This window comes from Enterococcus sp. AZ128 (genome assembly GCF_051714485.1).
In the GTDB taxonomy this organism is placed as follows: Bacteria; Bacillota; Bacilli; order Lactobacillales; family Enterococcaceae; genus Enterococcus_A.
Genome location: NZ_JBIORZ010000001.1, coordinates 1,984,318 through 2,007,624, shown reverse-complemented (window position 1 = coordinate 2,007,624; position 23,307 = coordinate 1,984,318). Strand labels below are relative to the sequence as shown.

The window sequence follows — 23,307 nt, the reverse complement described above, 5'->3', positions numbered from 1 at the left end:
AGTTTCCAGATAGATAACTAAATTTCCCTAGTAACTACAAGGGTTATTTGCTACAATGAAAAAGGTTCATTTTATAGTAGAATCGTACATGAATGACGATCCATCGAATCTTCGCGTTAGAAGAATTCGAACATATAAAATAAGAATAGGAGTGCTTATTAATGATTTCAGCAAGCGATTTAAGAGCTGGTATGACTTTCGTTCAAGACGGAAAATTGATCAAAGTTCTAGATGCTAGCCACCACAAACCTGGTAAAGGAAATACAGTTATGCGTATGAAATTACGCGATGTACGTTCAGGTTCAACGTATGACACAACATTCCGTCCAGACGAAAAATTTGAAAAAGCAATGATCGATACAAAACCTGTTCAATATTTGTACAGTCAAGATGATGTTGCTATTTTCATGGATTTAGAAACATACGAACAATATGAAATTCCTGTATCGACCGTTGCAGATGAAATGAAATTCATCCTTGAAAATATGGAAGTGAAGATCCAGTTCTTCGGCGATGAAGTTATCGGCGTAATGTTGCCATCTTCAGTTGTCTTGAAAGTTGTTGAGACACAACCATCAATTAAAGGTGCAACAGTCACTGGTTCAGGCAAACCTGCGACAATGGAAACAGGCTTAGTTGTAAACGTTCCTGATTTTATTGAAGAAGGCGAAATGCTGGAAATCAGTACACAAGAGGGCGCATACCAAAAACGTGCGAATAAATAATTGTGATTGAGAACGAGGCTGTGACAGAAGTGGTCAGCTTCAAGAAATAAGAAGGAATTTCCGAAAATTGCTTCTTAAATTTTTGTGAAATTTCGGCTTATTTCCGAATGCTAGCTCTGCTTAGTGAAACTTAGCAGTAACTGTATGCGTAGCTTGCGAAGAAGAAGCTACTTCTGACACACCGTTTGTTCGGAAAAAGGATCTGTGACAAGACTTTCGTCACAGGTCCTTTTTTTGACCAAGTCATTTTGATACCTCAAAGAAGCCTAGCAGAATGGTTCTGTTAGGCTTTCTTGTTAATATAATAGTTTCATTTTCGAATAGCTACTTATTTTTTAATGCTTTAGAAAAAGAAAAAATAAGGATCACGATACCTAAGGTAATTAAGAAGCTGAACAAAATGAAAAGAATTATTCCTGTTTTAGACAGTGAATCAAATAAAGTCAATAGCTGTTGCATGTGTTATCACTCCTTAAGTACATTTTATCATACGATAAGAGAGATTATTACGAAACTACACATATTACAAAAAAAGAACACCTATTATAAGATGTTCAATAAAATAGACCGTTCTATTTCGCAAAGAATGGCCGTAAGCAATCTTAGATGCTACTTCATATGATAATAAAAGGCTTGATCAATACAAATCTTTAGTGATTCTACTGGAAAAGGTTCTTCAAGTCTAAGGACGATTGCGCGATTCTTTGAAAAAGTCAATGTATCCGCGAATAGAGATCGCCATGTTTCGATTAAATTGGTTTGACAATGAACAAAGCAGCCAATCTCTGTGTCAGAAAGCTTATCGATCCTTATCGGTGTTCCTTGCGGAGTCGCAAAGGAAAGCTGTCCCCACTTGGAACTTTCGACAAGTTCAAGATGAGATTCGTCAGCCACCTGATGAATCAAGTTTTGCAGTTCTATCAATCTTTGTTTTTCCAGTGTAGAGTAATTTGGGTAAAAAACTGGGATATCAATTGGATTCATTTACTTCTCCTTGATACATTTTTCTCTAAGTTAGTTGCACTAGAAAGTTAGTAAAAAAAGGCATATCCTGCAGCTGCGAGGAAAGATATCCCAATAATGAAGCTGAACCATAGGCCTAACATAATAAACGGTGAGGTATTTTTATTGCCATTTTTCTTGAGGTCTGTAAATGATCGTTTAGTCATCGCAAGCTGCCAGACACTAAGTAATAGAAAAACAATTCCAAGTATATAATTCATGCCGAATCTCCTTTTTCTACTAGTTTACTCTCATATGTAAGCCTAAACAAGATAAAGAAAAAGACATTTGGTTGTCCTCAATCATAAGAAGATAACCAAATGTCAGTTAATAGGATTCACTAAAGTTAGAAAGGAAACATGATCTAAATTAAGGTGTTCCTATTTGAATAAAAGCTTAGAATAATACTAAGAAACTCTATTTTTGACAGCAATTGCTTTTTCAAATTTATGCAAAAAAATATTTAGTACTATAGCAGAAAGAATGGCTAGACTCGAACAAAATAAAGTTTCTTTAAACCCTACTCCAAGCGAGTGAGTAATCGCTAGCAAAATAATACTGGCAGCAGACAGCCAATTGGCACGTTTAACATCAACCTTTAATTCTCTTACAAAACTACGATTCATCATGAATGCTCGATCATTATTTTTTGAATGTTTATTTATGATAGTGTTCACTACCAATCAACTCCCTCTGTTTTTACTAACTAAATTTTGTCATAGCAATCAGTTATTTCTCAACTATATAGTAACCCTTGTTTCTTAAGCTAAACTTAATTGAGTAAGCTTTTCAATTTTTTTTAAAAGATATTTAGCGATACAACAACAAGAATAGACGGCACCAAACAAAATAATGCTTCTCTGATTCCTACTCCACTAAACTTGTATAGTATTATTCAAAGAAAAATGGAAGAGATGGGAAAAGTTGTCACAATTTTACGAGGAAAGTACTGTTAATTACTAGTAAGACCAAGCCAAGTGAATGTTGGTTTGGTCATTTTTTTGTGATATGCAAAGCTAAGATTATTTTGTTTACTAGCTGAGTAGGTATAATTATCCCGTTTTGCTAGTTTGAAAATAGACGTTCCTTCGAAGTTTCAATGTTCTAATCAAAGGTTCGACAGCGTTTAAATGATAATTGTATTAGAAAACGAGAAAATAACAAATAAAGATATTTCGTTACGTTAGAATGTAATCGGTTACAAAATGAAAAGGAGGATGGTTATGAAGATAAGAAAAGGATTTGTTGGTTTAGGAATAGCTCTGGTGTTAGGAGGGACGTTACTGGGGGCGGCGACTGTTTCTGAGGCTAAAAGTAAAGTCCATGATTATTCAAAAGAAAAAACGGTTGATGAATTGATTGGACGACACTGGGATGAAACGGAAATAAAGGAGCAATTTGAAAAGTTTTCAGAGAAGCTTACGGATGAAAAAAGTATTAAAAGCGAGATTGTTAGTAATATTTCTAAAGCAGATAAGCAAAAGATCACCGATTATTTTAATAAGTATTCTGGAAAAAAGGTTGAGTATGTCTATACGAAGTTTGATCAGTTTTACAAAGTAAAGGCTGACGATGATTACAATGATTTACGAGCGATTCTGGAATACAAGTTCAAAGTAACAAACAAGAAAAAAGTGACAGAATACAGTGTATTGTTAAAAATGGCACGCTTAGGTGATAAGGACGGCGTAAAATGGCAGATTTATGACATTCTTTGGAATGATACGGGAGTGGATGTATCAGACGTTGAATTAACACAACTTGAAGCCCCAAGTAAGGGTGAGGAAATCTGTGTGATGGATACAGATGCAGGGGTCATCAAGATGCGATTATTTCCAGAACAAGCACCAAAAGCTGTAAAAAATTGGATTAGTCTTTCAAAAGACGGATTTTATGACGGCACGCCATTTGCGCGTGTAATCAAAGAATTTGTAATTCAGGGCGGCGCTTTGGATGGTTCAGGAGATGAATCAAAATCGATTTATGATGGTTTTTATGAAGATGAGGTGAATAAGGGACTGTATAATTTCAATGGCTCGCTATGTCTAGGAAACAATGGCCCGCATACAAACGGAAATCAGTTTTATATTGTTCAAAATACAAAGATCGATGAAGAGCAATTGCCGATTCTTTCGCTACCAGGTAATGTAGAGTCGAAATATAAAGAAATCGGTGGACTACCAGAATTAGATGGGCGATACACTGTGTTCGGCCAAGTTTATGAAGGCATGGATGTCGTGAAGAAAATTGCAGATCAAGAAACAGATGATGAAGACGCACCAGTCTCAGATCCAGTAAAAACCAAAACGATTATCTTTGAGAAGGTTGAATAGCAGACTAAACGATTAATTTAAATAAAAGAGGAAAAAGAAGTTGCATTTACTTCTTTTTCCTTAACTAGTGCTACCCTTTTCTTCATTAAAGGGCTATCTTGAAGGATGAACAATTCGAAAAACGTCATAAACATTTCATAATAGATTCAGATAGAATGGAGGAAAAAGCATGGTTCGTATTGTAACAGTCATTACAGTAGTTAGTCTTGCAGGTGCAGGTGTGTTATGGAAAAGGAAACAAAACAAACTGAATTCGTACAAAATTGTCTAGGATTTGCTAGTATACGAGATAAAGGATAGAGAGAAATTGCTATAGTATCAAAAAATGGAAAACCAAAAAAACAAGTCAAACGTGAATTGGACTACATCAAATGTTTTTTACAGGTAAAAAGCTTTGGGCTAAGGAAAGAGGATTGGAGAAGATTCGGTCCTTTTTTTGTTTATTAAGAACATAACCAACGCAATAAAGAAGGAGTGCCAGTCACTAGTAAAAAGTAACTGGCATCAATGAAAAAGATTTTGTTGTATTTGAATATAACTACATTGATCCAATCTAGTGTCTCTGTCTTTGATCGAGATAGTGTTTGATCAAACCATGGATAATCATTACGGAGAAGGAGGGATTTGAACCCTCGCGCCAGTTTCCCGACCTACACCCTTAGCAGGGGCGCCTCTTCAGCCACTTGAGTACTTCCCCAGAATTAAGGAGGATAAGGGATTCGAACCCTTGCACGGTTTTACCCGCCTGACGGTTTTCAAGACCGTTCCCTTCAGCCGGACTTGGGTAATCCTCCATTATGTCCAACGGTTCCGACGGGATTTGAACCCGCGATCTCCTGCGTGACAGGCAGGCATGTTAACCCCTACACCACGGAACCTCTTTAGCACAAAGATTAGTATACCGAAATATGTATCTATCTGCAATAGAAATTCAGAAAAATAAATAACGATATGGAAAGATAATTTTGTTGCTTTAAAGCGTATAATTAGCGAATGGAATGCAAATAAAAGAACGCATTTCAAACAATTATGTTGTGAAATTTATAACTGTCTATTTTCGCAGTGCCATTATAATGATTGAATGCTGATTTTTTTAAAATTATAAGCTGAAATTTTTTTTGTTATTGCTAAGATATGAGGATTTGTTGAAAAGAAGCAGGAGTCACAAAGAATTTTTTGAAACAATAAAAAATACTATTTAGGCATATTATTTTCTCTTCTATACAGATAAAGAACAATTTGTAATATTATTTAGTTTGAAGTTAGTGTAAACTGTAACGTAGGGTAGATATTTTTAACTAATATTCAAATATGGAGGATCAAAATGAAAAAGAAAATGTTTGAGGTTATGTTTATTGGCTTTGCTTTTATTAGCTTAGCAGCATGTTCTAACAATCGTTCTGAAAGTTCGCCTAAGCCAGCAGAAAAGGCATCTTCATCTGAAGTCAAAGAATTGCTTGAAGAATCAACTTCTTCAGAAACGAAGGCCGTCACTGAGGCTTCGGATACTGAACAAGGAAATTCAAAATTTTTTGATCTTATGATCGAAGCAGCGCAATCCCAAATTCCAGCTATGAAAGAACAAATGGGAACGATGTATTCGGATATGACGATTACTGCCGGACCTGACTATACAGTGATATATACACTTACTTACTTGGAAGATCCTGGGGTACAAATGGATTCAGAAGCATTAAAACCCGTAATGGTTAAAGCGATGAAGCCCATTATGGATTCTGTAAAAGGAATGCTTCCAGATGCCAAAATTCAAGTCATCTACTTAAAACCAGATCAAACAGAATTAGGGAATATCCTTATTACTCAAGAAGATACGGATGCGATTCAGGACGAGGCAGATCCAATATAGCATAAATTCATAATTAATAGGATTGAATCAATAAATGTATTTTACAGTTTTTAAAAGTGTCTATGGAACTTGTTACAGATAGACTGAAAACAGACATACATGAAATTAAAAAACGGTATCGGCGCTTAGAGACGCTGATACCGTTTTTCTATTGTGTATTGAATAGTTCATTGCGGGAATTTGAGGCAGTCAATTATTAATTTATGAAGTGATTATAGCGACTGCAAAGTTAAAATAAAGTTTAAGCTGATAGTCATTTTCAGATTCTAAAAAAAGAACTACGGTTGTATGAAATGCCATTCCTAGAGCCAGGAAATGTGGGAGCTAATTTGTCAGTAAGAGGCCTAGCTCAAGCACATATCTTGTTTACATTCCAAATGTAAACTTGTCTTGATCGAGTGAAAAGAATACATATAAAAAAATTGTAAATGAATAGTTTCTTTGATGGGTAAATATTATTTATCAATGTAATATATTTAGCACAAATTATTTATCAATGACAAACTACCTATATCTCATTATTTTTAGCATATTTAATTAATTTTGTATTGCTATAACATTTAATTAACGTTAGAATATAGTTGTATAATTCTATTTGAGAATGATTTTAAGTTAGGAATGAGGACAATTATCTATTGAATATATCGGTTTTTGGAATGGGATACGTGGGGCTTTCGAATAGCCTGCTGTTAAGTCAGAGTGAGAATGTCATCGGTTATGACATCGATGCATGGAAGATTCAGCTTTTACAAGAACGCAATAGTGTCATCGATGAATCAGAACTTCACGAGTTTTTAGAAAAGGACTCGACAATTAAATTTACAAACAATTTTACTGAAGCTGTCATGCACGGAGAGTTATTGATTATTGCAACACCGACAGACTATGATGAAAAAACGAATTATTTTGATACATCATCTGTTGAATCGGTTGTTTCCAAGGCATTAGCGATTAAACCTGAAGCATTGTTTCTAATCAAATCAACTATTCCGATTGGATATATTGACCATTTGAAACAAAAATTTTCTTCGGAAAATTTTATTTTTTTGCCTGAATTTTTACGTGAGGGCAAGTCTTTATATGACAATCTCTATCCTACGAGAATTGTTGTAGGGGAACGCAGTGGGCGAGGAGAGAAAATTGCTGAATTATTTTCTAAAAATGCACGTAAAGAAAATGTTCCAGTGATTTTAACGAACGCGAGAGAGGCCGAATCGATTAAATTATTTGCCAATACATATTTGGCGATGCGAGTCGCCTATTTTAATGAATTAGATTCCTATGCAGAAATGCATGGGTTGGATGCTAGTCAAATCATTGAGGGAATCGCACTTGATTCTCGTATTGGTGATCATTATAATAATCCCTCCTTTGGCTATGGCGGGTATTGTTTACCAAAAGACAGCAAGCAATTACTGGCAAATTATAAAGAGGTTCCGAATGACTTGATTCAATCCATAGTCGCATCGAATGATACGAGAAAAGATTTTATTGCAGAACAGATCGCTAAAAAAAATCCTAAAGTTGTCGGTATTTATCGATTAACAATGAAATCCAATTCGGATAATTTTCGCCACTCCTCTATTCAATGTATTACAAGAAGGCTGCAAGAAAAAGGGATAAAGACCGTGATCTATGAGCCTCTTATTACAGGGACGGAACATGAAGGAACGCAGGTGATTCATGATTTGGAGACGTTCAAACAAAAAGCAGATCTGATTGTATCAAACAGATACGATGTAGAGTTGCTTGATGTAAAGGATAAGCTGTATACACGCGATATATTTTATCGTGATTAAGATACTTATAAATGGATTTAAAAGAAAGGAATGTATAGTTTGTTTTATGTTTGGTTACTATCATGTTTATATATAGTTGTAATGATTTTGCTTGGTTTGATGCTTTCGTTTTCTGGAGGAAAAAAGAATGATACAGAAACGGAATTAGAAAATAATTCACAGACGGTGATGAAACGTAATGGCTGGCATAGGGTCACGTTAGTTTTCTATTTATTATCCTTCGTTTTGGTGTTGGTCTATCATCATTTTTCAATTAATAATATATTGTATTGGACGATTCCTTTTGTCGTGATTGCCTTTTTCTGGAATGCCTTTTTAACTCTTTCGTCGTACTTTAATCCAGTATATGTAAAGCCCGAAGGAAAATCGTTAGCTGCTTTTCGGACAGCGGTTGTGATACCTGTCTACAATGAGGATAAAGAAATTTTTAAAAAGGTATTAGAGAGCCTTACGACTCAAACTAATTTACCTGACTATGTATATGTTGTTGAAGATGGTTCGTTAGAGGAAAATAAATGCGATGAGCTATTTGAAGAGTGGGAAAAGACATTTCCGAATATCGTTAAATATGTTTATAAGGAAAATGCCGGAAAAAGAGAAGCACAAGCCATTGCTTTCCATGATCTGAAAGGCCAGGTAGATATCTTTATAACCATAGACAGTGATACGATTTTGAATGAGGACGCTATTGAGCAGGGGCTGTATCCATTTTTTGATAAAAAAATTATGTCCGTTGGCGGAGCATTGTTGGATTACAATAATCAAGAGAATTTTCTTACTCGATCAGTTGGTGTTTCTTTTGTTTCGGCCTTTTCAAATGGACGGTCTGCGTATTCTCGTTGGAAAGCAGTTGGGGTAAATCATGGCTGTTTAGCTTTTTATCGTTCGGCTGTGATTGATAATTACATTGATCATTATTTATCGCAGGTCATTTTTTCTCAGAAAGCTAAATTTGGAGACGATCGGATGTTAACACAGTATGCCTCGATTATGGGAGATACGGTCTACCAAGAAACGTCCATCGGCTATACATTGAATCCTGTAAAGCTTAGTCATTTAATGAGACAGCGAAGCCGTTGGTGGCGCAGCTTCTGGTGGGGCGGCCTTTGGTTTATTAAAAATCAAAGCCCTAAGAAAGCAGCATGGTGGATTCAGCTTAGTCATTATATCTCTTTTGGTGCATATACTCCTGTGTTTTTCGCAGTCTATTTCTATTACCCATATATAAATCGGCAGCTTCCGATTGTTATTCTGCTGTACATGATTGCCTTAGGGTATTTTAGAAATATACGTACACTGACATTTGATAGAAATGATATGAGTAAATGGGCTCAATTCTTTTCATACCTGATCTTTTCACCATTCTCTACGCTGGTTAATCTTTTGATTTGCAGTATTTTACAAATCTATGGCTTGCTAACAGTTTGGAAGGTAGCGAATTGGGGAACGAGAAAAAATGTTGAAGTTGGTATTGATGAGAATCAATCATAAAAAATATATTTAATAATGCACCTGCGATCACAAAAATCGCAGGTGTATTTTATCGTTCTGTCGTCATGGATCATGCCCGCTCAACCAATGGTTCACGAGGGCAATGATCAGCCCCACAAAGAGCGGAGCGAGGACATATCTCATCAGCTCACTCAAAAGCATCACCTCCTCTCATGCGGGAGGATGACGACATGAGCAGAAATACCTACGCAAAGGTTTAAATTTTCAAAGGACAGAAGTTTGTATTAGGGTTTAGTGTCGCCAGAGCGAATATCTGGGTCGTCTTTATTCCTGTTTTTCTTTCGACGAATCCAGGCAAGGAAGCCTTTCTTGGTGTCCTTTTGTTCATGATCATCAACCTGCGATGCGACAGGTTCTGAAGGTTCTCCGACAGAATTCCCTTTAGTTTTTGTAATCGATTGTTTTCCGATTTGTGGCGCATTTATTGTTAATGAAGGGTGGTCGTTCGTCGCTTCTGCGGGACCTTCAAGCTTCTGTGCGATCGCAGTTCTTGAGGGATCGAACAAATAATCATAGTTTTCTGGTGCTTTGAAAGGGACGGCTTCCCGTGCTTGTTCCTGTTTACAAGGTTCGTTTTCGACGATCATTGGTTCCTTTTCAACATCAAAAACGTCTCTTTCATACGTATCCACGATCTTGGCCGTAACAACGGAATCAAATAGTTTTACGCCATTTTGTTCAAAAATATCCAACGTGGTCAATAGTTCGCAAGCTTCTTTGATCGCTGGTATCGGCAGATCGGGGTTCAAATCTCTGTAGGTCCAGTCGTGGTTTTTCCCTAGACTGTTTGCGAATTTGACAACTAAATCCTTTTTCATCTTCTGTTTTCCTTTCTAATTTTTTTCTGCGTAGGTAAGGTTACAGTCAAGGTTCGTTTGTTTCTTCAGGACGGACGAATGACATCAGGGAACGGGCAACTGACAAGGCTTTTTCGCCAAAGTTACGGAGCGGAAATGTTCTAAACTTTAATGTGCGCCATTCTGGAGCCATGAAGTAATCTTGGAAATAATAGAAAAAACGTTTCATGGTGCGAGTAGCCTTAGTATTCATAAAGATTTCGCGAATAAGATCCTTTAGAATGAACGCAAACTCCTCTGCGCCAAGCTGGTACCTTACGCGCAAGGCGATAATATATTTAATGGTTAAACTGCTGTTTTGTGACTCGAGATAATATTCTGTAATCCGTTTTTCAAGTATTTTTGGTGTTAAATTGAACAGCTGGCGGCAGCTGAGTAGTTGGTCATTCATCGAATCATTCCTCCTAATTTTTTAAGTAGAGGAGGCGGTACGTCTACCGCTCCTCAATTCATTCAGTTTCTTCTAAAAAATGATTGTTTCCACTGTTTCAACATATTTGGCGCTAACCACTTGATTGAACAGCTTTTCGTCGTCTTTCTTGAACAAGTTCAGTAAAGTAAATTTTTCTAGGATGCCATGGACTTCTTGGTTGGACAATGTGTCATTTGGATTTGGATAGCTCCACGTTTGTGAACGCCCTGTGCTGGTTTTAAAAAGCGCTACTATTTTTTTCATTGATCAATTTCTCCTTTTCCTTAGTCTTTCGTTACTCGTGATTGGCTAGTGATGATCACGCCGTTTAGTAATGTGTCTTCTTGGTCTAGCTCAGTTAGGATTTCTCCTAGTGTAAGAATCTCTGCTTCGTTCGGTTCATCGACAATATTTTGGAAGGTGACTTTCTTCAATTTCTCAACGCCTGGTAATTGTAAGTGAACCTGTAATTTTGTGCTCAATTTTTGAATCATCATTTAATTCCTCCATGTTTTGATTTTTTTGTTCCGGCCGGTGACTAAAAGATAAGGCATTTCGAAAATGATTGCGAATCGCAAATTGACCAAATCACCCCCAATTTGACCACTTTGGAGGCTGGAACCCGCATTCCTTCGTTCAAAAGGTGTCAAATTGGGGGTAAAAGTGTCATTTTGCGATTTGATAAGAAAATTGTTTTGTATTATAATCAAAGCTTTAATTCAAGGATGATAGAAAAAGAGCGGATCACTTAACGTACAAAGTGATCCGCTCTTTTTGTATACTGGGATTCGTCAATTGATCGTGTACTATCATAAACGATCAAAAGAAATACGCAAACACAGAGTAGATATGCTGAATTCTAGAAATTGGTGTATGATTAATTCCAAAAAAGTAACTAACATTTTCGTTATCTCCTTTGTGGGATCATACCCAAAACACTGTGATGCATAGTCAAGGTGACGATAGTGTTATCATTTATATCATCAACCTAAATTCTTTCTGTTTCAAAAACTTCTCAAAAACTTGTGCACCAGGTGATAGCTGGCTATCTTTTCTTTTGGCTAAATAAACTGGGCGATAGATGGGTGTCTCAAGTTGAAGAACGGCAATGTCATGAAAGGACATCAGATTATTGTAGGGTAGGATTGCTCCGCCGAATTCGATGGAGACTAACCCTGCCAATGCCTGGTCTTCCTCTACACGGCAGGCGATATTTAAAGGCAAACCGGCCTTTTTGAACAGGTTCTCTATAAAATAGGTCTTGTCTTGGCACAGAATCATAGGAATCTCAGAAAGTTCAGTAAGAGATACGGCTTTCTTTTTTGCATACGGGTGTGACTTTGCGACGATCGCTACTAAGGGTTGATCCATCAAATGTGTGAACTCGATTTCGGGTTCATTGTTCAGATATGAACAAATAGAGTAATCACAGGTTTCGTGTTTTACATGTTCAAGCAGGCGCGGCGTATTGCCTTGCCAGAATTTGAATTTATAGTTGGCACGTTCTGGATCATTTCGAAATTGTTTGAGGAGCTGCGGGATAATCTCTGGTCCTAAGGTAAAGATGAATCCAAGATCGATCGAACCGAAATAGGGGTCCACGATATTCTTGATTGTATCTGCGCCGGATTGTATCTCATCCAAGCCTTTTCGGACTTTCTGATAATAGAGCCGACCCATTTTTGTCAGCTTGATATTTCGACCGCTGGGCTTGAATAAGCTCACGCCAACCTCGTCTTCGATTCGATGAATCATCCGGCTTAAGGATGGTTGAGCGATGCCCAATTCATCTGCGACTTTTCCATAATGCTCAACCTCAGCGAGGCGACAGAAGGCTTCGATATTTTGAATTTTCATAGAGAATTTCCTCTTTTTTCAAAAAGTATAACATTTTTGTTATGAATATCAACTCCAAATGAGATTGTTTTCACAATCAAAAGTTTCTATAGTTGGTAGTGTAGAAAGAAAACGTTTTATAACTTGAAATGGAGGAATAATATTTATGAAAACAGTAACGATTGCATTGGTTGGTGCAGGATTTGCCGGGAATTTCCATACGAACGCGTACAACAAGGTCAGCGGAGTGAACTTGCGAATCAAATATGTATTCGACAATGACCAAGAACGGGCAAAACAACTATGTGACAAATGGGACATCATTGAACAGGTTGCGGCGACTTATCAGGAAGTGCTGGAAGACCCGGAAGTTGATGTAGTTGATATCATTACGCCGCCGGTGACGCATTTGGATCTTTCGTACCAAGCACTGGAAGCGAATAAACACGTCATCTGTGAGAAGCCGTTGACAGGTTATTTTGGTGAAGAAGGCGATGAAGAGCCGATCGGTTTAAATGTACCAAAAGCAAAGATGTATAAAAAATTACTAGCGGATATTGACGAGTGCCGTCAAAAATTTGAAGCATCAGATCGTTTATTCATGTACGCTGAAAATTATGTGTATTCTCCAAATATTTTGCGTTCGGCGGAAATGATCGAAGCGAAGAAGAGCAAGATCATGTACATGAAAGGTGAAGAAAGTATTCGTTCATCCACTTCACCAGCCTCTGCCCATTGGTCTTTAGCAGGCGGTGGATCATTAATTCGATTGGGGAGTCATCCGATTGGCGGAATGCTGTTCTTGAAACAAGCCGAAGCAAAAGCTCGCGGCGAAAAGATCGAAGTTCAAAGCGTCGTTGCTGAAACTGGTCGTTTAGCCCCAAGCTTAAACGAGCATGACAAACGTTACTTCCCAGCAAAATCGGTTGATACGGAAGATTTTGCGACAGTCATCATCACGTTTACAGATGGTACGAAAGCTATCTCGATCTCAAATGATAATACTTTAGGCGGCGTAAAAAACTACGTAGAAGTGTATACGAATGACAGTGCGTTAGTGAATAATATTACACCTGCAGATAATCTATCTACTTATTTCTTAGATCAAGATGATTTAGAAGATGTCTATATTTCCGAACAGCTACAGGATAAAACTGGCTGGAACAAAGTGTTTGTTGCAGAGGAAACACTTCGCGGCTATTTAGCACAATTCCAGGATTTTGCGGAATGTGTGGCAGAAAATCGTCAACCACTTTCTGATTTGGACTTGGCTTATGATACAATCAAGATTATTTACGCAGCGTACTTATCAGCTGAAGAAGGACGCAGAGTCGATTTTTAAGAAAGAGCAGGGATAGACTATGAAAACTGTAACAATTGAAAATGTAACTCTGGGCGAGGGGCAGCCGAAAATTATCGTGCCTTTAGTGGGCAAAACGAGAGCAGATGTTTTACAAGAATCAGCAATTGCTGTCCAAAGTAACTGTGATATCGTTGAGTGGCGAATCGATCATTTTGAAGAAATTTTAGATTTTGATAAAGCGGCGGCATTTTCAAAGGAAGTCAAAGCGGCTGTAAGCAGACCTCTTTTGATTACTTTCCGGACTGCCAAAGAAGGCGGTGTTTGTCCGTTAGAAGATCAAAAATATTTTGAGATGTATCACACGCTTTTAGAAAAGGGTGCGCCAGATTTATTGGATGTTGAACTATTTATGCCTGAAGCTGGCGTGAGTGAACTGGTTGCGAAGGCGCATCAAAAAGGCAATAAAATCATTATGTGTAATCATGACTTTGATAAAACGCCTGCTAAAGAGGAGATCATCCAGCGCTTGCAAATGATGCAAACAAAGGGAGCGGATATCTGTAAGATTGCGGTGATGCCGCAAACAGCTCATGATGTCATTGTCTTATTGGATGCTACTCAGGAAATGTATCAGCAGCATGCAGATCGACCGTTGATTACCATGTCAATGGGCGAGCTTGGCGTAGTCAGCCGTGTATCGGGAAAGACCTTTGGATCAGCAGCTACTTTTGGCGCAGCGAAAAAAGCATCCGCACCAGGACAGGTATCTGTTGCTGAATTGCGCACAATTCTTGAAACACTGTAAATAAAAATATAATGAGTCATAAACAGCCCCGTCAATGCGCACATTGATGGGGCTGTTGCGTCTTTTATAATGCACTGGCATGTTTCATCAACTCAGGATAATACTCGTATTCTTCAAAGAGCTTCGGATCGTAATCAACGAAGCGCTTGATCCAATTTTTGGCTTCGAAGAAATCCAATAAATCCTGATCGGCTGGGTGATAAGGAATATTCAAGAAAGCAGTTAGTTGGCTCAAATCGGGTTCGATCATAAAAACATTTCTTGGATCATAAAGACGATAAAACGGCAGCATCTCATTTGCGGTAACGAGTTTCTTTTGTAAGAATAACGATTCAAAGGTTCGCAGGGTCACTCCATATTGTCCAGCCCGCAATATTTCTAGGATTCCTTTACTGCGTTTGACAAGCTGTAGATAGTCACCATAAGGCAGATAGCCTTCTTGTTCGTTTCCGCGTTTTGGCAGAATATGGTAAAACGTCGATAAACCTAGCGATTCAAATCGATTTTTCAGTTCCAAGGCTTGATGCTTGCGGCCGTTGTCATTGGCGCCAAAGAAAATATCATAATCAGTCTCATGTAAAGGATCACCAACGGATTGCGTATAAAACGAGCTATTGTGTTTTAAACCCAGATCACGCGCTTCTAATGGATCGAAGTGGAAAATCTCATCAATCGCAGGTTCTTTTTTGGCGGCATTTAATTTGCGATAGTGTTCCAATTTGAAGTGGTTCCAGAAAAATAGGACGATTTTAGCTTTTGTGAACGGACGTATCCGAGCCGCCATTTCTGGTTCAAAGCCGAAATCTAAGAATATGATCAATTGAAAGTCTTTCAAGTATTGTCGTAAATCATTGTGGCTTGCTGCAAGTAATTCTTTCCCTGAACAAACACTTATTTCGGAAATGGCAGGGAAAAAGTATAGTGAACGGTCTTTAGGTACAATCAAAACATCAGATTTTTTCATTTTTCTCCCAGCTTTCATATTAAATTTTTCATAGCATAGCGCTTTCCAAAACGAATAGCGATTATTATGCTTGGGAAAAATAACACAAAAATAGAGACTGTCTATGGGATAAGACAGTCTCTAAAGGGTTAAATAGTGTGAAAGAAATAACTACTTTCAGACAAATGTAATAAATTCTAAAAAATTAATGTGCACGATTAAAGCGCGCGATCCATTGTTTATATGGCAGAGCACCGCCTAAGAAATAGGTGATGATTGCTTGGATCGGGATCCAAATGACGGTTTTGATCAAACGAGGAGCCCAGATCACCCAGCTGTTCAATGGCACATGATACATCATTGCCAGCCATAGTGGGGTCAGGATCAGGTTGATCACGACGGTCGTTACTAACACTGATTGAATCGAATTCTTCCAAGTAATTTCTTTCTTATAAAAGAAGTAACCGTAGATTGCTCCTTCAAGAAAGGCGTTAATGGTAAAACCGATAAAAAATGGTGCCTTCGCGAAAAGTGACATTCCAATAAAATCAGCGATGACTGAGCCAATTCCTGTCCAAAAAGGACCGAACAGCATTCCCATAATAATTTCCGGGATGAAGGTAAAGCTGACTTTGACAAACTGCATCTCGATTCCTAGTATCCGAGACAAAGTGACCATCATGGCGATCAATAACGCCATCGTTGTGATGCTTCTAGCATCAAGGTGTTTCTTCATTTCTAGCATCTCCTTATAGAGCTGCTACATCTTCATGCAGCGAATGCGAAAATAAAACCGCAGACTAAGTCTTTCGTCCAGAGGACAACATCCCATCCCTCCAGCACTTGACGCTTTATTTCCTACTCTGATTTATTTTTGGGGTTCGTCCCCCGAGAAAATACTAGCACAGAATGAAAATGGAAACAATCTTTTCATATCAATTCTGTAAACATCGAGATTTTTTAATTTTATTAAATAAAATTGGGTAAATTTCGGGTTATTTTAGAGGTATTATAGAACTATAGAAATTATAAGAAAGCGCGGCAATCTTGAAATCAGAATGACTCAATATTTTCGGGAACTCGGGATTTTGAAACCGTGCTTGATTATAGTATGGCAGTTCTAATATTTAATGGATCACCATGAACAATTATTCATTTATTTGCAAAGAATTAATAACGGAAATCTTTTTAACGAGTGCGCCTGCCCAGTGATAAATTATAGGGGAAGAAGCACAAAGAAATAATTTTTAGAAAAAAGGAGGAAGGCAGCGTGGAACCTTTACAGGAAAGACAGTTGCTTCAAATGAAACGGGATTCTTTAGAAAAGAAAATCCTTAAGTATTATAGGGAAACACAGAACGAAGATGTGGTAATCGAATATGGAATGGCCCTTCTAACGAGAAATGCAATGGTGATGGATGATTACTCTTTCATCTGCAAGGATCTTATTTGTGAAATATTCTTAAATGGGGAACCGAACGATAAAAAGCGCGATTTTTGTTTATATTTTTACGACTTTTTTGACTATAGGGAATGGGAGATCGTACGCAATCGATTGTTCAAATCACGAGCAGAATTTTCTGAATGGACCCGAGCAATTCGACCAGATATGAAATATGTCCGAGCTGCTTCGGCACCCACCTATGATAAATTTGATGAGATTCTGGCCTTTGCGACAAGCGAGTATTCTGAAGAACTACGAATGATTGCTTTCGCAAATAAGGAGAACTATGATTTTTCATACAAGGCGTTCTTTGCAGATGAGAATGGCAAGAAGCATGTAGTGACTTTCAAAAATGCGGATACTAGTAAATCCGGTGAAGAATTCTATGTACTATTTGACATATTGACGAAGCTGACGATTTTTGAGAAAGATGGCATCCGTCGGTTTAAGGAACTTATTGCAGATGACTGTCATGGTATCACTCGGCGCAGAGTGGTCAGTTCAAAGCGTAAAAAAGAAAAAGTTGAACCGTAAAATCATTTGTTTATATACGAACGAATAGAAATAAAAACAGGTATCAAGCTCAAAAAATTGAGTCTGATACCTGTTTTTCTACGGTCTGCTAATAAACAATTTCTTTTGGATCAGAATGGGCTAGGACAAATTCTTTAAAATTAAGGACAGCTGGTGTGAGGTAGGCTTCCTTATTCGTCACTAAATAGAAGAAGCGATCCTGCATCACGTTTTTCAAATGAATGATTTTTACCGGAAGATTCTTCAAAATATACATATTCGGAACGATCGAGATGCCGAAGCCTTGACTGACAAGCCCTGCAATGACTTGATCTACAGTGACCTCGTAGACGATATTATAGCTGCAATTATTTTTACGGAATATTTCGTCAATCACATTACGCAGACCGCTATTTTTACTGAAGCCGATCTGTTCGTAAGGCTGCGTTTGCTCTAGATAGATATCATCGAACTGTGCCAATGGGTGATCTAACGGTGCGATCACCACTAATTCTTGACTAGCAATAGGTAAAAATTCCACAGTGGGCTCATTCTGTAAACAGGAAGCGATACCAATGTCGTAATGCATGGTTTTGATGCCTTCAATGATTTCTTTAGAGACGCCCGTGGAAGTATGGAAATCAAAAAGAATTTCTTTGTCTTGATTGGAGTTATGAAAGTCACGGACTAATTTTGGGACAAACGTTGTTCCTAGCACTGGTAAAAAGGCAAAGCTGATAAAACCGCTGCCCTTGCTGATTTTAGTTACTGTCTCAATGCCATCATCTAATGTTCCTAAAGTCCGAGAAACATAATCCTGAAAAATCATGCCTGGTTTGGTCAATACGACATTACGGCCCTTTTTTTCAAATAAAGTAATACCTAATTCATCCTCAAGTGAGGCGATAGCGTTACTTAAGCTGGGTTGTGTAACATTCAGTAGTTTACTGGATCGAGTATAGTGTTGTTCTCTAGCTAATACATCAAAGTATTTCAAATGCTGCAAATTCATCCGCACCGCTCCTAGTTTATAGTTATATAGTTGTCTTCGATCGTAAGATCATTTAAATTTGTTTTCTTTTCACTGACCATTTAACGAAATAGTACAGACAAGATTAGCCGCAAATCTGGAACTACATCTTATTTATATGGTCTTTCAATAATTATAGCAAAACCTATATGCATTACCTATAGATTATGCGATAAAAACCAATTAGAATTTTGAAAATTCCCACGTTAAAATGAATACAAGATTTGATTGTGAAAGCCGATACATTGTTAAAGCTACGGTTTTCGCAATAAAAAAAGTTTTTTTTACTTAAGGGACTGCAGCCCTGCATGTGAACAAAATAACTTTTGATCAATTAGTATGAAGGATTAACTAGGAGGAAGTTTAATGAAAAAGGTACCATTAACAATCAGTTCTTATACATTAGGAATGGAGATTGATTTCGAAGAACGTGTAAAAATTGCAAAAGCGGCAGGATTTGACGGCATTGGTCTTCGGGCTGAAACGTATATGCTGGCGATCAAACAAGGCTATTCTGATGAACGCATGTTAGAAATTCTGGCAGAAAACGACATGAAGGTAACGGAAGTTGAATACATTACCTTATGGGCAGACCCGAATAAAACACAAGAGACACCTGAAACCTTGTTGCAGCAATTTAAAGAACAAACAGTTTATCATATGGCGCGCTTATTCGGAGTAGGACATATCAACTGCGGATTGATGGAAAAATACCCAGCAGAGGTTCACATCCAAGCTTTCAAAGAATTATGTGCCCGAGCAAAAGAACTAATTATTGGGCTGGAATTCATGCCATACAGCGGTGTACCGGATTTGGCTAGTGCGTGGAATATCGTTAAAGGTGCAGATTGCGACAACGGTATGCTGATTTTAGATACATGGCATTGGGCCCGTGCTGAAACATTAGCAGAAGATTTAAAAGGTGTTCCGGCAGAAAAAGTTGTTTCAGTTCAAATCTGTGATGTGTTAGAACGTCGTTACCCCGATACAATCTTACGTGACGAATCAATGCATGATCGTCTTTGTCCAGGAACCGGGTGGGGCGATACGGTTGGCTTCTTGAAAGCAATCAAAGAACATGGCATCGAGCCGCGTGTGGTCGGTACAGAAGTCATCTCTGATCCAATCTTAAGCTTAGGCTATAAAAAAGCAGCACAAATGAACTACGACACGAGTATTGATGTGATCAAACAAGCTTGGCCAGAACTATTAGAAGACTAAAAAAAGGTGGGTAAAACGATGTTAGAAAGCGTATCAGGGAAAACTCAATTATACGGATTGATCGGAAGTCCGGTTGGTCATTCAGGATCACCAGCGATGTACAATTATGGCTTTGAACAATTAGGCATCGATGCGGTTTATCTTGCATTTGATGTAGAGATTGCTGAAGTAGAAAAAGCGATCCAATCTGTTCGTACCTTCAATATGCCTGGAGGCAATGTAACGATGCCTTGTAAAGGCGAAGCAGCGAAATATATGGATGAACTTTCACCAGCTGCCCAAATGGTCGGTGCGATCAATACGTTCCAAAATAAGGATGGAAAACTAACAGGCCATATCACAGATGGGATCGGCTTCGTTGATAATTTGAAAGCGCATGATGTTGATCCTAAAGGGAAAAAATTTATTGTTTTAGGGACTGGCGGAGCTGCCACAGCGATTCAGGTTCAATTGGCGATCGAAGAAGCAGCATCAATCGATATTTTCAATATCAAAGACGATTTCTTTGTTAAAGGCGAAGAAACGGTTGCTCGAATCAAAAAATTCTATCCTGATTTAGCTGTAGCGATTCATGATTTGACCGATGCAGAGTTATTGAAACAAAAAGTAGAGGCTGCGGATGTTTTAGTTAATGGGACAACACTTGGGATGGGCGAGGGCTCTACCAGAACACCAATCAGCGATCCGACTATTTTCCATAAAGATTTAACGGTTGCAGATGCGGTCTATAATCCTCCAGTGACACAACTGATCAAGGATGCCAGAGAGCAAGGCTGTGAAACCGTAACTGGTGAAGGAATGCTATTGGGCCAAGGAAAGGCAGCATTCGAAATTTTCACGGGACAGGCACTTCCAACAAAAGAAAATTAAAAATTGGACGTAAATAAGCGAGTAGGAGTAATTATAATATGAGGAAAAAATATTTACCGTCGTTGATTTTTGTGTATTTAGCCTATTTTACTCACGGAATGCAGACACTTAGTCTGAGTCAAAATGCTGCATACTTCTTTGATAAATGGGGATATACAGATGCTACTGCGGGGGCAGCAGCAGTTTCAATGGCCATCACGTTTACGGGTTTTGGAAAGTTGATCTCTGTTTGGATCGGCGGCGAGATTTCAGATAAAGTTGGTCGTAAGGTATTGGCTGTTGGCGGCTCTATCATCTACTTCTTGTTCTTTGTTATACTATTAATGTCAACGAATGTCTATGTGGCATATGTCGCAGCTTTCATAGTAGGAATTGCTAACTCAGGGATGTGGGATGCGGCTTTATATCCAGCAGCGCAGGAAGCTGCTCCAAAATATGCAGCATCAGCACTTTTAGGAATTAAATTATTTGTATCGATCGCAGGGGTAATTTTCCCGTTGATGGTCGTTCGTTTCGCTGAATCTGGGCAAAATTCAATGAGTATCATCCTTCCAGGGGTATTGGCACTTATTTGTGTAATCATGTCACTGTTTTGTCCTTTTGCTTACGATGATGATATGAAGGCTAGTAAAAAAGCGAAAAGCAATTCTTCAGTAGAAGAAGCATTAGAAGCGACAGAAGATTTAGTCCAAAAAGAAATTGATGAAGCAAAAGCAAAAATGCTTGTTCAACCAAACAAACTGGTCAATTTTACGACGATGTTTTATGGATTTGTCTGCATGTTCATTATGTATGGCGGTCAGCAATACACGAAAGCCTATGGTTTGAGTAATGTGGGAATGACTGAGATCCAGGCTGCAAGTCTGACATCGGTTTATACGATCGGGTCCATTTTAGCCGTTCTTTTCTGGGCATTCATGATGGGTAAGTTAAGATGGAATCCAGTAAAAGTTTTGTTTATCGATGCGATTTTTACAACGATCCCGTTGATTGCGGTTTTACTGATCCACAACATAACCGTGATTTATATTAGTATTGCTTGCTTAGGCTTTTTCGCAGCAGGTGGTGCTTTACAAGCTGGTTTAAGCGTTCGTCAAATGTTTTCACCAGGTCGTAAAGGTAGAAATACTGGAATTTATTATACTTGGATGAGTATCGCCAGTGTCGCGTTGCCATATTTTGTAGCCTATATGACAAAATCTGTTGGCGAAGGCCAAGCAGTTTATATTATGATGGGCTTGTTGCTTATGTTTGGTGTGATCTCGATTGTTATGATGAGCTATTTAGTTCTGCAACATAAAAAAATCTTTGGCTATAGCGCATTTGCCAAGTTACAGGATTAAGTAACGTTAAATAATTAATTTGGAGGTAGAGTGGATTTTTTTAAGAATCCGTCTCCTCCTTGTTTTCATATCATGAAGCAGCATGTAAAGTGTTTTCAAATTTAGTATCTACTTCAGGATGCGGAGGAATTTAAGGGGGTACCCATGGATATTTTAATTGGGCTGTTGTTAATCTGTTCCTTCATAGGAATGGTCATATTTTGTATCAAGGGACACAATTTGATGGTAGGATTCTTCATTATGGCAAGTATTTGGACGATTCTGCCGATCATCGGTCATTTGATCTCACCTAACGATGCGTTTGTGGGAATGACTATCAATGACATGCTGAAGACGGTTTATCAAACGGCACCAGAAAAATACGGCGCTTCATTGATGAATATTTTCTTAGGCGCTTTTTTTGGACGTATTTTATTGGATACCGGCATTGCGTCAACGATCATTCGTAAGAGTGTGGAATTGGGCGGCGATAATCCCGCAATTATATTAGCGATTGTGAATTTAATTACAGGTTTCATTTTTACCTCTATGACCGGAGCAGGTTCTGTTATCGCGATTGCGGTAATTATTCTGCCGATTTTGTTCTCTATCGGTATCCCGAAAGTAATTGCTTTCTTTTCTTTTACAGGTTCAGTTGCGGCGGGATTGTTTCTGAATCCAATCAATTTTGCACAGTATTCTGCTTTCTTTTTGAACGCCAATGGCGGAGCGAATTATACGTACAATGATTATTTTCCGTTTGGCATCTTAGCCTTTTTAGTAATGATTGTTGTTGTGTCTATCGCAGCGATGATTTATTTGCGCGTGGAGAGTTTAACTTATGCGTGGGCAGCAACAAATGATAGCAAGATTGTGGACGCACCAGGGATCTCGCTGATTACGCCTTTCTTACCCGTATTAGGTGTGATTGTGTTTAAGCTTCCAGTTATTCTATGTTTCATTTTGGCTAGTTTGTATGCGCTAGCAGTGTGCGGGGAGTTGCAGGGCGGCTTCAGAAAAATTTGCCGAACCATTTCACGTCTATTTACAGAAGGAGTCAAAGATACCTCTTCTTTGGTGGCGTTCTGGATTACTTTGGCAATGTTTAATGATGCGGCGTTTTTTGCGGCACCCTATTTTGAAAAGATTATCGGCGGAATTATACCGACAGCACCATTAGCACTGTGTCTTTTATTTGGTGTGTTGGCTCCTTTGACATGGTTCAAGGGCCCGTTATCGCTGATTGGTTCGGGAGCTGCACTGCTTGCGGTAGTTAGTCAAACAACCAACTACCCGACCACATTTTTATACCCATTATTTGCGTCCGTTTTGATTGGAATGGCTCATTTTGATATTACGATTTCTTGGAATGCATGGGGATTGAGTTTCAACCGCATTAACGCGATTGATTATATGAAGGTATCATTGGTTCCGGGAATTACCGTAGCGTTGATCCTAGAAATTGCGAACTTCTTACTCAATAATCCAATATAAATGAAAGGAGGAGATTTTC

24 protein-coding genes, 3 tRNA genes and 1 riboswitch are annotated in these 23,307 nt (G+C 38.2%); of the genes, 12 read left to right on the top strand and 15 right to left on the bottom strand.

Annotation, left to right across the window (positions count from 1 at the left end):
• Positions 1 to 161: 161 nt before the first annotated feature.
• Entirely contained in the window at positions 162 to 725 is a 564-nt protein-coding gene (gene efp / locus IGI38_RS09850; RefSeq protein ID WP_438729294.1) for an elongation factor P, read from the top strand.
• A gap of 609 nt (positions 726 to 1,334) precedes the next feature.
• On the opposite strand, the gene IGI38_RS09845 is transcribed toward efp, so the two are convergent.
• The 3 genes from IGI38_RS09845 to IGI38_RS09835 all read right to left on the bottom strand — a co-directional run bounded on the left by IGI38_RS09845 (position 1,335) and on the right by IGI38_RS09835 (position 2,404).
• A complete protein-coding gene (locus tag IGI38_RS09845) occupies positions 1,335 to 1,709 on the bottom strand; it encodes a DUF1801 domain-containing protein (RefSeq protein ID WP_438729292.1) in 375 nt (124 codons plus the stop codon).
• A gap of 47 nt (positions 1,710 to 1,756) precedes the next feature.
• Positions 1,757 to 1,948 carry a hypothetical protein gene (locus tag IGI38_RS09840; protein ID WP_438729290.1) on the bottom strand — a complete coding sequence of 64 codons (192 nt, stop codon included), beginning with the start codon at positions 1,946 to 1,948 and terminating at the stop codon, positions 1,757 to 1,759.
• A 186-nt stretch (positions 1,949 to 2,134) separates the two neighbouring features.
• Positions 2,135 to 2,404, bottom strand: a complete 270-nt coding sequence (locus tag IGI38_RS09835) for a hypothetical protein (RefSeq protein ID WP_438729288.1) — start codon at positions 2,402 to 2,404, stop codon at positions 2,135 to 2,137.
• A gap of 546 nt (positions 2,405 to 2,950) precedes the next feature.
• Here IGI38_RS09835 and IGI38_RS09830 point away from each other — a divergent pair.
• A complete protein-coding gene (locus IGI38_RS09830) occupies positions 2,951 to 4,060 on the top strand; it encodes a peptidylprolyl isomerase (protein WP_438729286.1) in 1,110 nt (369 codons plus the stop codon).
• Positions 4,061 to 4,669: 609 nt separating this feature from the next.
• On the opposite strand, the gene IGI38_RS09825 is transcribed toward IGI38_RS09830, so the two are convergent.
• The 3 genes from IGI38_RS09825 to IGI38_RS09815 all read right to left on the bottom strand — a co-directional run bounded on the left by IGI38_RS09825 (position 4,670) and on the right by IGI38_RS09815 (position 4,938).
• A tRNA-Ser gene (locus IGI38_RS09825) sits at positions 4,670 to 4,757 on the bottom strand.
• A gap of 7 nt (positions 4,758 to 4,764) precedes the next feature.
• Positions 4,765 to 4,854 (bottom strand) — tRNA-Ser (locus IGI38_RS09820).
• Positions 4,855 to 4,865: 11 nt separating this feature from the next.
• A tRNA-Asp gene (locus IGI38_RS09815) sits at positions 4,866 to 4,938 on the bottom strand.
• A gap of 446 nt (positions 4,939 to 5,384) precedes the next feature.
• On the opposite strand from IGI38_RS09815, the gene IGI38_RS09810 reads away from it, so the two are divergent.
• From IGI38_RS09810 to IGI38_RS09800, 3 genes are all read left to right on the top strand, one after another.
• Positions 5,385 to 5,927: a hypothetical protein gene (locus IGI38_RS09810; protein WP_438729284.1), complete on the top strand. Its 543-nt coding sequence runs from the start codon at positions 5,385 to 5,387 to the stop codon at positions 5,925 to 5,927.
• A gap of 635 nt (positions 5,928 to 6,562) precedes the next feature.
• The gene (locus IGI38_RS09805) at positions 6,563 to 7,726 is read left to right on the top strand and encodes a nucleotide sugar dehydrogenase (RefSeq protein ID WP_438729282.1); all 1,164 of its coding nucleotides are present in this window, start codon (positions 6,563 to 6,565) and stop codon (positions 7,724 to 7,726) included.
• 30 nt (positions 7,727 to 7,756) lie between these two features.
• Positions 7,757 to 9,217 carry a glycosyltransferase gene (locus tag IGI38_RS09800; RefSeq protein WP_438729280.1) on the top strand — a complete coding sequence of 487 codons (1,461 nt, stop codon included), beginning with the start codon at positions 7,757 to 7,759 and terminating at the stop codon, positions 9,215 to 9,217.
• A gap of 63 nt (positions 9,218 to 9,280) precedes the next feature.
• On the opposite strand, the gene IGI38_RS09795 is transcribed toward IGI38_RS09800, so the two are convergent.
• The 6 genes from IGI38_RS09795 to IGI38_RS09770 all read right to left on the bottom strand — a co-directional run bounded on the left by IGI38_RS09795 (position 9,281) and on the right by IGI38_RS09770 (position 12,364).
• Positions 9,281 to 9,361: a type I toxin-antitoxin system Fst family toxin gene (locus IGI38_RS09795; RefSeq protein ID WP_111945109.1), complete on the bottom strand. Its 81-nt coding sequence runs from the start codon at positions 9,359 to 9,361 to the stop codon at positions 9,281 to 9,283.
• A 101-nt stretch (positions 9,362 to 9,462) separates the two neighbouring features.
• Positions 9,463 to 10,056 (bottom strand): DUF2922 family protein, encoded by a 594-nt coding sequence (locus IGI38_RS09790; RefSeq protein ID WP_438729278.1) that lies wholly within the window; start codon positions 10,054 to 10,056, stop codon positions 9,463 to 9,465.
• A 46-nt stretch (positions 10,057 to 10,102) separates the two neighbouring features.
• Entirely contained in the window at positions 10,103 to 10,486 is a 384-nt protein-coding gene (locus IGI38_RS09785) for a hypothetical protein (RefSeq protein ID WP_438729276.1), read from the bottom strand.
• A gap of 72 nt (positions 10,487 to 10,558) precedes the next feature.
• The gene (locus IGI38_RS09780; protein ID WP_438729274.1) at positions 10,559 to 10,771 is read right to left on the bottom strand and encodes a DUF2922 family protein; all 213 of its coding nucleotides are present in this window, start codon (positions 10,769 to 10,771) and stop codon (positions 10,559 to 10,561) included.
• A gap of 20 nt (positions 10,772 to 10,791) precedes the next feature.
• Positions 10,792 to 11,004, bottom strand: a complete 213-nt coding sequence (locus IGI38_RS09775) for a hypothetical protein (protein ID WP_438729272.1) — start codon at positions 11,002 to 11,004, stop codon at positions 10,792 to 10,794.
• Positions 11,005 to 11,482: 478 nt separating this feature from the next.
• Positions 11,483 to 12,364 carry a LysR family transcriptional regulator gene (locus tag IGI38_RS09770; RefSeq protein WP_438729270.1) on the bottom strand — a complete coding sequence of 294 codons (882 nt, stop codon included), beginning with the start codon at positions 12,362 to 12,364 and terminating at the stop codon, positions 11,483 to 11,485.
• A gap of 145 nt (positions 12,365 to 12,509) precedes the next feature.
• On the opposite strand from IGI38_RS09770, the gene IGI38_RS09765 reads away from it, so the two are divergent.
• Both IGI38_RS09765 and aroD read left to right on the top strand, forming a co-directional pair.
• Entirely contained in the window at positions 12,510 to 13,685 is a 1,176-nt protein-coding gene (locus IGI38_RS09765) for a Gfo/Idh/MocA family protein (protein WP_438729268.1), read from the top strand.
• A 19-nt stretch (positions 13,686 to 13,704) separates the two neighbouring features.
• Positions 13,705 to 14,451, top strand: a complete 747-nt coding sequence (gene aroD, locus IGI38_RS09760; protein ID WP_438729266.1) for a type I 3-dehydroquinate dehydratase — start codon at positions 13,705 to 13,707, stop codon at positions 14,449 to 14,451.
• 64 nt (positions 14,452 to 14,515) lie between these two features.
• On the opposite strand, the gene IGI38_RS09755 is transcribed toward aroD, so the two are convergent.
• Both IGI38_RS09755 and IGI38_RS09750 read right to left on the bottom strand, forming a co-directional pair.
• The gene (locus IGI38_RS09755; RefSeq protein ID WP_438729264.1) at positions 14,516 to 15,415 is read right to left on the bottom strand and encodes an oligosaccharide biosynthesis protein Alg14; all 900 of its coding nucleotides are present in this window, start codon (positions 15,413 to 15,415) and stop codon (positions 14,516 to 14,518) included.
• 184 nt (positions 15,416 to 15,599) lie between these two features.
• On the bottom strand, positions 15,600 to 16,130 hold the full coding sequence (locus IGI38_RS09750; protein ID WP_438729262.1) for a folate family ECF transporter S component: 531 nt from the start codon (positions 16,128 to 16,130) through the stop codon (positions 15,600 to 15,602).
• 35 nt (positions 16,131 to 16,165) lie between these two features.
• A riboswitch (THF riboswitch) is annotated at positions 16,166 to 16,262 on the bottom strand.
• Between the two features lie 402 nt (positions 16,263 to 16,664).
• On the opposite strand from IGI38_RS09750, the gene IGI38_RS09745 reads away from it, so the two are divergent.
• Positions 16,665 to 17,372 carry a hypothetical protein gene (locus IGI38_RS09745; RefSeq protein WP_438729260.1) on the top strand — a complete coding sequence of 236 codons (708 nt, stop codon included), beginning with the start codon at positions 16,665 to 16,667 and terminating at the stop codon, positions 17,370 to 17,372.
• 88 nt (positions 17,373 to 17,460) lie between these two features.
• Here the strand turns inward: IGI38_RS09745 and IGI38_RS09740 are convergent, their stop codons facing one another.
• Positions 17,461 to 18,363 carry a LysR family transcriptional regulator gene (locus tag IGI38_RS09740; RefSeq protein WP_438729258.1) on the bottom strand — a complete coding sequence of 301 codons (903 nt, stop codon included), beginning with the start codon at positions 18,361 to 18,363 and terminating at the stop codon, positions 17,461 to 17,463.
• Between the two features lie 384 nt (positions 18,364 to 18,747).
• On the opposite strand from IGI38_RS09740, the gene IGI38_RS09735 reads away from it, so the two are divergent.
• From IGI38_RS09735 to IGI38_RS09720, 4 genes are all read left to right on the top strand, one after another.
• Complete coding sequence (locus IGI38_RS09735; protein ID WP_438729256.1) at positions 18,748 to 19,602, top strand: sugar phosphate isomerase/epimerase family protein; 855 nt, start codon at positions 18,748 to 18,750, stop codon at positions 19,600 to 19,602.
• 18 nt (positions 19,603 to 19,620) lie between these two features.
• Complete coding sequence (locus tag IGI38_RS09730; RefSeq protein ID WP_438729254.1) at positions 19,621 to 20,472, top strand: shikimate dehydrogenase; 852 nt, start codon at positions 19,621 to 19,623, stop codon at positions 20,470 to 20,472.
• Between the two features lie 38 nt (positions 20,473 to 20,510).
• The gene (locus tag IGI38_RS09725; RefSeq protein ID WP_438729252.1) at positions 20,511 to 21,815 is read left to right on the top strand and encodes an MFS transporter; all 1,305 of its coding nucleotides are present in this window, start codon (positions 20,511 to 20,513) and stop codon (positions 21,813 to 21,815) included.
• A gap of 144 nt (positions 21,816 to 21,959) precedes the next feature.
• Entirely contained in the window at positions 21,960 to 23,288 is a 1,329-nt protein-coding gene (locus tag IGI38_RS09720) for a citrate transporter (protein ID WP_438729250.1), read from the top strand.
• Positions 23,289 to 23,307: the final 19 nt, after the last annotated feature.